We start from the raw sequence: 7,412 nt of genomic DNA, 5'->3' as shown, positions 1-7,412 counted from the left end.
CGGCATGGGCACCGATATAGGCCCGCGCAGAAAAATCGTCACGGCCGACCAGATCACTCTTGCAATCCAGAACAGCCAAGATATATCTCAGACATGTTGAAACATAGAGAGACACAAAGAACCATGCGATTTTCCCAGCACCAGGGTCACCCCCGTCGTTTCGCCCAGGGCGAGTTCGGTGGCGGACGCGGCGGCGACTTCTTCGGCGGCGGGCGCGGAATGCGGGGTGGTCCGGGCGGCCCCGGCGGCCCGCGCGGCGGCGGCGGGCGGCGGCGCGTGTTCGACGCGGGCGAGCTCCGGCTCGTGCTGCTGCGCCTGATCGCCGATCAGCCCCGCCACGGCTACGATCTGATCCGCGCGATCGAGGACCGTACCGGCGGCGCCTACGCCCCCAGCCCCGGCGTGATCTACCCGACCATCACCATGTTGCAGGACATGGGCCATATCGACGAGGTGAAGGCCGAAGGCGCGCGCAAGGCGTTCGCCATCAGCACCGAAGGCAGCGCCCATCTGGCCGAGCGCCAGGCCGAGGCCGAGGCGCTGCTCGAACGGCTCGACCAGCTCGGCACCGTCGCCCGCAAGACGGACGGCGGGCCGGTGAAGCGCGCGACGATGAACCTGCGCGCGGTGCTGCACCAGCGGCTGCATCGGGAAGACGTGCCCGACGACATGCTGCACGACATCGCCGCGATCATCGACGAGGCCGCGCGCCGGATCGAGCGGCTGAAGCAGGGAGGCGACGCATGAACACGCTCGTGGCCCCCGTGCTCGTCGCCCAAGTGCCGACGCAGAGCGGCAGTCGCTATCTCCAGCAGCTGTGCAAGCACTGGAGCCACAAGTTCGCGGTGGATTTCACCCCCGAGCAGGGCATGGTGCCGCTGCCCTTCGGCCGGCTGGACCTGATCGCCCATCCCGACACGCTTGAGGTGCGGATCGCGCCGACATCGCCCGACGTGGTGGACAAGGCGAAGGAGGTGGTCGCCAGCCACCTCGACCGCTTCGCCTTCCGCGAGGCACCGCTGGCGTTCGACTGGCGCGAGGAGGGGTAAGGGGCGGGGGCGTCGGTCTTTGACCGGCGAGCCTGTCCTGTCCTCTCGCCCCTTACGTGATCCCGGCGAACGCCGGGATCACGCGGTCGCCGGAATGACGCGCTCGTCAGCGTGACGGGCTGGATCGGGACAACGGCGGTGTCGCGGCACCGCTCGCGTCGCGGGTTTCAGTCGGGCACCGCCCTCACGGGTTCGGCCCCATCCGGGGCGCGCGCCCGCCGGCCGCGCGCTGGCGGGCGATGCGCAGGTAGGTGTCGACCAGTTCCTGATTGACCTGATCCCAGCCGTAGCGCCGGCTCGCCTCGCGCCCTGCCGCGCCTGCCGTGCGACGGGCATCGGGATCGTCGCAATATTGCTGGATCGCATCGGCGAAGGCGGCGATGCCGCCGGGGCGGACCAGCCGCCCGGTCAGCCCGTCCGTCACGAGACTCTGGCTGCCGGTGGCGCGCGCGGCGATCACCGGCAGGCCCACCGCCATAGCCTCCAGCGTCACGTTGCCGAACGTCTCGGTGACGGACGGGTTGAACAGCATGTCGGCCGAGGCGACCGCGCGGCCGAGATCCTCGCCCTTCTGGAAGCCGGCGAACACCGCCTGCGGCAACCGCCGCTCGAACCATTCGCGCGCCGGCCCCTCGCCGATCACCAGCACGCGGTGGCGAACGCCACGCTTCTGCAACTGGTCGATCGTGTCGGAGAACACGTCGAGGCCCTTTTCCATCACCAGCCGGCCTACGAAGCCCACCACGACCTCATCGTCGGCAATGCCCAGCGAGCGCCGCCACTCCATGCTGCGGCGGGCGGGATTGAAGGTGTCCTCGTCCACCCCGCGCGTCCAGATGCCGACGTCGTAGCTCATCCGCTGCTCGCGCAGCAGTTGCGCCATCGACTCGCTCGGCGCCACGATCGCGTCGCAGCGGCGGTAGAAGCGGCGCAACGCCGCCAGCACCAGCGGCTCGAGAAAGGCGACGCCGTAATAGCGCGGATACGTCTCGAACCGGGTGTGGACCGAGGCGACGACCGGCCGCCCGTGCGCGCGCGCCAGCGAGACGGCGCGGTGGCCGAGAATCTCGGGGCTGGCGACGTGGAAGATCGTCGGATCGAATGCCGCGATGTCGCGCCGAACGCGCGGCGGGATCATGATCGGCGCGCGATATTCGCCGCGCCCGGGCAGCGCCAGCGCCGGCACGCCGACGACCTTGCCGACCGACGGGAAGGCCGGCTTGTCGGTGCGCGGTGAATAGATCCGCACCGCTGCGCCCTGCTTCAGCAGATAACCCACCAGCCTGTTCAGCGCCTGGTTCGCACCGTCGCGCACATAATTGTAATTGCCCGTGAACAGGGCAACGCGAAGTTCGGTAACGTCCATCGCCGCGCTCCTAGCCGCGTGTCCGGGAAAACGCCACCGGAACGGTGCCCGCCCGGTGCGGGTTGATGCCCGCGCAAGATGGAGGCGGCGATGGCGAACAGTTTCAAGGTCGGGCAGGCGGTGTCTTGGCAGTGGTCGGGCAACAAGGCCGAGGGTAAGGTGGCCGAACGGTTCGAGCGCAAGGTGCAGCGCACGTTCAAGGGATCGAAGATCGTCCGCAAGGGGACGAAGGATGACCCCGCCTATCTGGTCGAGCAAGAGGATGGGGCCAAGGCGCTGAAGCTGGGATCGGAACTGACGGCGGGGTAGGCCCGCCCGCCCGGCGGTATCCCGCTTCACCCGCGTCGATCGGGGCAGTAGATCGGGGCAAGGGCACCCTGTGCCAGCGGCGTTTCCCACCCGATGCCGAATGGTTGGCCCGCATGGTAAGGGGCGGGATCTCAGTCCTCGTTGTCGTTCGCCTTGTCCGAAGCGGCCGGATCGTCCGGGCGGGTCGGCGGCAGATGCCTGATCCGGCGGAGGCCCGCATACATCGGCAGCAGCAGCACCACGAGCAGCATCAGCGCGAAGAAGCCCTTGTTCACATCGTCCTCCCCTTAAATCGAAAACGCCGCCGCCCCCTTGGGGACGACGGCGCTTCGGGCATCACCGCAGTCGCGGATCAGCTGTTCAGATAGTCACCCGCATCGGCATCGGTGCCGTGCGTCTCGCCGACGACATCACCGAGCGGATCGTTGCCGGTATCGTCCTCCACCGGGCGGCGAAGCTCGGCGTCATGCTCCTCCTTGGCCGAGACGGGGGCCGCGATCGCCGCCGCGAACGACCGCTGCGAGGCCCGCAGCGCTGCATCGCGGCTGGAGGCGGTGACGCGCAGGCGGTTCATGCCCGCCCCGGTGCCCGCCGGGATGAGCCGGCCGACGATCACGTTCTCCTTCAACCCGTTCAGGTTGTCGATCTTGCCCTGCACCGATGCCTCGGTGAGCACGCGCGTCGTCTCCTGGAAGGACGCCGCCGAGATGAAGCTGCGGGTCTGCAGCGACGCCTTGGTGATGCCCAGCAGGATCGGCTTGCCCTCGGCCGGTGCGCGGTTTTCGAGCACCAGCTTGGCGTTCGCCTCGTCCATCTCCTCACGGTCGAGCTGTTCGCCCGGCAGGAAGGTGCTGTCGCCGGCCGCCGTGATCTCGACCTTCTGCAGCATCTGGCGAACGATCGTCTCGATGTGCTTGTCGTTGATCTTCACGCCCTGCAGACGATAGACCTCCTGGATTTCCGACACGAGATATTCCGCGAGCGGCTCGATGCCGAGCACCTCCAGAATATCGTGCGGATCGGGCGAGCCGCCGATCAGGTTGTCGCCACGCTTGACGTGATCGCCTTCCTGAACGTCGATCACCTTGGACTTCGGGATCAGGTAGTCGATCGGATCGCTGCCGTCGTCCGGACGGATGCTGATCTTGCGCTTGGCCTTGTAGTCCTTGCCGAATTCGACACGGCCCGAAACCTTGGCAATGATCGCATTCTCCTTCGGCTTGCGCGCCTCGAACAGCTCCGCCACGCGCGGCAGACCGCCCGTGATGTCGCGGGTCTTGGCGGCTTCGCGCGGCACGCGGGCAAGCACGTCGCCCGCCTGCACCGACTGGCCGTCCTCGACCGCCACGATCGAGCCGGGGATCAGCCGCGAGACACCCGCCTCACCGCTGTTCTCGTCGAGCAGGGTGATGCGCGGACGGAAATCGTCCTTCTTGGCCTTCAGGTGATCCTCGGTGATGACACGCTGCGAGATACCCGTCGCATCGTCCGTCTCCTCGCGAACCGTGCGGTTCTCGATCATGTCCTGGAAGCGGACGGTGCCCTTCTTCTCGGTGATGACGGGCATGAACGACGGATCCCACTCGGCGATGCGATCGCCCTTGGAGACGATCGCGCCGTCGGCGATCAGCAGGCTGGCGCCGTAGGGCAGGCGATGCGTCGCCCGCTCGCGGCCATCCAGATCGACGATCGCGATCTCGCCGTTGCGGGCGAGCGTGACGCGACGGCCACGGGTATCCACGATCGTCGGGATGTCGCGATACTGGAGCGTACCGTCGGCCACCGCGTCGAGGTTCGACACCTGGTTGAGCTGCGCCGCGCCGCCGATGTGGAACGTCCGCATCGTCAGCTGGGTGCCCGGCTCGCCGATCGACTGCGCCGCGATGACGCCGACGGCCTCGCCGATGTTCACCGGCGTGCCGCGGGCCAGATCGCGCCCGTAGCAGGTGGCGCACACGCCGCCCTTGGATTCACAGACCAGCGGGCTGCGGATCTGCACGGACTGCGGGCCGATCGCCTCGATCGTGGTGATCATCGCCTCGTCGAGCAGGGTGCCCTGCGGGACGACGATCTCGTTGGTCTTGCTGTCGACGATGTCCTCCGCCGTGGTGCGGCCGAGGATGCGCTCGCCCAGCGAGGCGATGGTGGTGCCGCCCTGGACGATCGCCTTCATCTCCAGCGACCGCTCGGTGCCGCAATCGATCTCGACGATCACGCAATCCTGCGACACGTCGACCAGACGACGAGTGAGGTAGCCCGAGTTCGCCGTCTTCAACGCCGTATCCGCGAGGCCCTTGCGGGCGCCGTGGGTGGAGTTGAAGTATTCGAGGACGGTCAGGCCTTCCTTGAAGTTCGAGATGATCGGCGTCTCGATGATCTCGCCCGACGGCTTGGCCATCAGGCCGCGCATGCCGGCGAGCTGCTTGATCTGCGCGGCCGAACCACGGGCACCGGAGTGCGCCATCATGTAGATCGCGTTGATCGGCGCCTCGCGGCCGTCCGGCAGGCGCTTGACCGCCTGGATCTCCTTCATCATCTCGCCGGCCACGCGGTCACCGCAGCGCGACCACGCATCGACGACCTTGTTGTACTTCTCCTGCTGGGTGATGAGGCCGTCCTGATACTGCTGCTCGTAATCCTTCACGAGCGCGCGCGTCTCCTCGACCAGCGGCACCTTGGCGTCCGGGATGATCATGTCGTCCTTGCCGAACGAGATGCCGGCCTGGAACGCGTGCTTGAAGCCCAGCGCCATGATGGCGTCGGCGAACAGCACCGTCTCCTTCTGGCCGGTGTGCCGGTACACCTCGTCGATCACGTCGCCCACGTCCTTCTTGGTAAGGAGGCGGTTGACGGTCTCGAACGGCACCTTGGCGGATTTCGGCAGCGTCTCGCCGAGCAGCATCCGGCCCGGCGTCGTCTCGACGCGCTTCATGTAGGTGGCGCCAGCCTCGTCTGTCTGCGGCACGCGGCTGATGATCTTGGTGTGCAGCGTCACCGCCTTGGCGTTGAGCGCCTGATGCACCTCGCTCATGTCGGCGATCATCATGCCCTCGCCCGGCTCGGCGGTCTTCTCCATCGAGAGATAATAGAGACCCAGCACCATATCCTGCGACGGCACGATGATCGGCTTGCCGTTGGCGGGCGACAGGATGTTGTTGGTCGACATCATCAGCACGCGCGCCTCGAGCTGGGCTTCCAGCGAGAGGGGAACGTGGACGGCCATCTGGTCGCCGTCGAAGTCGGCGTTAAACGCGGAGCAGACGAGCGGGTGCAGCTGGATCGCCTTGCCCTCGATCAGCACAGGCTCGAACGCCTGGATGCCCAGACGATGGAGCGTGGGCGCGCGGTTCAGCAGCACGGGATGCTCGCGGATCACCTCGTCGAGGATGTCCCAGACCTCCTTGCGCTCCTTCTCCACCCACTTCTTCGCCTGCTTGAGCGTCATGCTCAGGCCCTTGGCGTCGAGGCGCGCGTAGATGAACGGCTTGAACAGCTCGAGCGCCATCTTCTTGGGCAGGCCGCACTGATGCAGCTTCAGCTCCGGCCCGGTCACGATGACCGAACGGCCCGAATAATCGACGCGCTTGCCGAGCAGGTTCTGGCGGAAGCGGCCCTGCTTGCCCTTGAGCATGTCGGACAGCGACTTGAGCGGACGCTTGTTGGCGCCCGTGATCGTGCGGCCGCGACGGCCGTTGTCGAACAGCGCGTCGACCGACTCCTGCAACATGCGCTTCTCGTTGCGGACGATGATGTCCGGCGCGCGCAGTTCCATCAGCCGCTTGAGGCGGTTGTTGCGGTTGATGACGCGGCGGTACAGATCGTTGAGATCGGACGTCGCGAAACGGCCGCCGTCAAGCGGCACCAGCGGGCGCAGCTCGGGCGGGATAACCGGCACGACCTCGAGGATCATCCACTCCGGGCGGTTGCCGGATTCGAGGAAGCTCTCGACGACCTTCAATCGCTTGATGATCTTCTTCGGCTTCAGCTCGGACTTGGTGACGGCCAGCTCTTCGAGCAGCTGGGTCTTCTCGCCCTCGAGGTCGAGTTCCTCCAGCATCCGGCGCACGGCCTCGGCGCCGATCCCGGCGGAGAAGGCGTCCTCGCCATACTGGTCCTGCGCTTCGAGGAGTTCGTCCTCGGTCATCAGCGAGTATTTCTCGAGCGGGGTCAGGCCCGGCTCGATGACGATGTACGCCTCGAAGTACAGCACCCGCTCAAGCTGCTTGAGCTGCATGTCGAGCAGCAGGCCGATGCGCGACGGCAGCGACTTCAGGAACCAGATGTGCGCGACCGGGGCGGCCAGCTCGATATGGCCCATCCGCTCGCGGCGGACTTTCGAGACGGTGACCTCGACGCCGCACTTCTCGCAGACGATGCCCTTGTACTTCATGCGCTTGTACTTGCCGCACAGGCACTCGTAATCCTTGATCGGACCGAAGATGCGCGCGCAGAACAGGCCGTCACGCTCGGGCTTGAACGTGCGGTAGTTGATGGTCTCGGGCTTCTTGATCTCGCCGAAGGACCACGACCGGATCCGCTCGGGGGAAGCGATGCCGATCTGGATCTGGTCGAAGGTCTCTGCCTTGACGATCGGATTGGCGAAGTTGGTCAGTTCGTTCATGTTTTCGTCCCTCTAGAGGGTAAAAATGGATCGCGCGGAACCGGCCCCTGCCCGCCGAAGGCAGGGG

6 protein-coding genes are annotated in these 7,412 nt (G+C 66.7%); 3 read left to right on the top strand and 3 right to left on the bottom strand.

Annotated features, from left to right (window positions below):
- Positions 1–123: 123 nt before the first annotated feature.
- Positions 124–747, top strand: a complete 624-nt coding sequence (locus tag FOY91_RS08070; RefSeq protein WP_203234526.1) for a PadR family transcriptional regulator — start codon at positions 124–126, stop codon at positions 745–747.
- Positions 744–1,049, top strand: coding sequence for a DUF2218 domain-containing protein (locus tag FOY91_RS08065; protein ID WP_145149901.1), 306 nt, complete (start codon positions 744–746; stop codon positions 1,047–1,049). Before FOY91_RS08070 ends, FOY91_RS08065 begins: the two co-directional genes overlap by 4 nt.
- Before the next feature lie 184 nt (positions 1,050–1,233).
- Here FOY91_RS08065 and FOY91_RS08060 read toward each other — a convergent pair whose 3' ends face one another.
- Positions 1,234–2,415 carry a glycosyltransferase family 4 protein gene (locus tag FOY91_RS08060; protein WP_145149900.1) on the bottom strand — a complete coding sequence of 394 codons (1,182 nt, stop codon included), beginning with the start codon at positions 2,413–2,415 and terminating at the stop codon, positions 1,234–1,236.
- Between the two features lie 90 nt (positions 2,416–2,505).
- Between FOY91_RS08060 and FOY91_RS08055 the strand changes: the two genes are divergently transcribed.
- Positions 2,506–2,724 carry a hypervirulence associated TUDOR domain-containing protein gene (locus FOY91_RS08055; protein ID WP_145149898.1) on the top strand — a complete coding sequence of 73 codons (219 nt, stop codon included), beginning with the start codon at positions 2,506–2,508 and terminating at the stop codon, positions 2,722–2,724.
- A gap of 131 nt (positions 2,725–2,855) precedes the next feature.
- Here FOY91_RS08055 and FOY91_RS21630 read toward each other — a convergent pair whose 3' ends face one another.
- Both FOY91_RS21630 and rpoC read right to left on the bottom strand, forming a co-directional pair.
- Complete coding sequence (locus FOY91_RS21630; RefSeq protein WP_162527174.1) at positions 2,856–2,999, bottom strand: hypothetical protein; 144 nt, start codon at positions 2,997–2,999, stop codon at positions 2,856–2,858.
- Between the two features lie 77 nt (positions 3,000–3,076).
- A complete protein-coding gene (gene rpoC, locus FOY91_RS08050; RefSeq protein ID WP_145149896.1) occupies positions 3,077–7,345 on the bottom strand; it encodes a DNA-directed RNA polymerase subunit beta' in 4,269 nt (1,422 codons plus the stop codon).
- Positions 7,346–7,412 lie beyond the last annotated feature (67 nt).

This window comes from Alterirhizorhabdus solaris, assembly GCF_007785815.1.
GTDB classification, from domain to species: domain Bacteria; phylum Pseudomonadota; class Alphaproteobacteria; order Sphingomonadales; family Sphingomonadaceae; genus Alterirhizorhabdus; species Alterirhizorhabdus solaris.
Note: the sequence above shows the minus strand (reverse complement) of the source record. Positions and strands in the feature narration are given on the sequence as shown.

What these genes read in the sequence shown, in the direction of transcription:
- rpoC (WP_145149896.1), bottom strand. Translation starts at nt 7,345, where the DNA reads ATGAACGAACTGACCAACTTCGCCAATCCGATCGTCAAGGCAGAGACC.
- FOY91_RS08070 (WP_203234526.1), top strand. Translation starts at nt 124, where the DNA reads ATGCGATTTTCCCAGCACCAGGGTCACCCCCGTCGTTTCGCCCAGGGC.
- FOY91_RS08065 (WP_145149901.1), top strand. Translation starts at nt 744, where the DNA reads ATGAACACGCTCGTGGCCCCCGTGCTCGTCGCCCAAGTGCCGACGCAG.
- FOY91_RS08055 (WP_145149898.1), top strand. Translation starts at nt 2,506, where the DNA reads ATGGCGAACAGTTTCAAGGTCGGGCAGGCGGTGTCTTGGCAGTGGTCG.
- FOY91_RS08060 (WP_145149900.1), bottom strand. Translation starts at nt 2,415, where the DNA reads ATGGACGTTACCGAACTTCGCGTTGCCCTGTTCACGGGCAATTACAAT.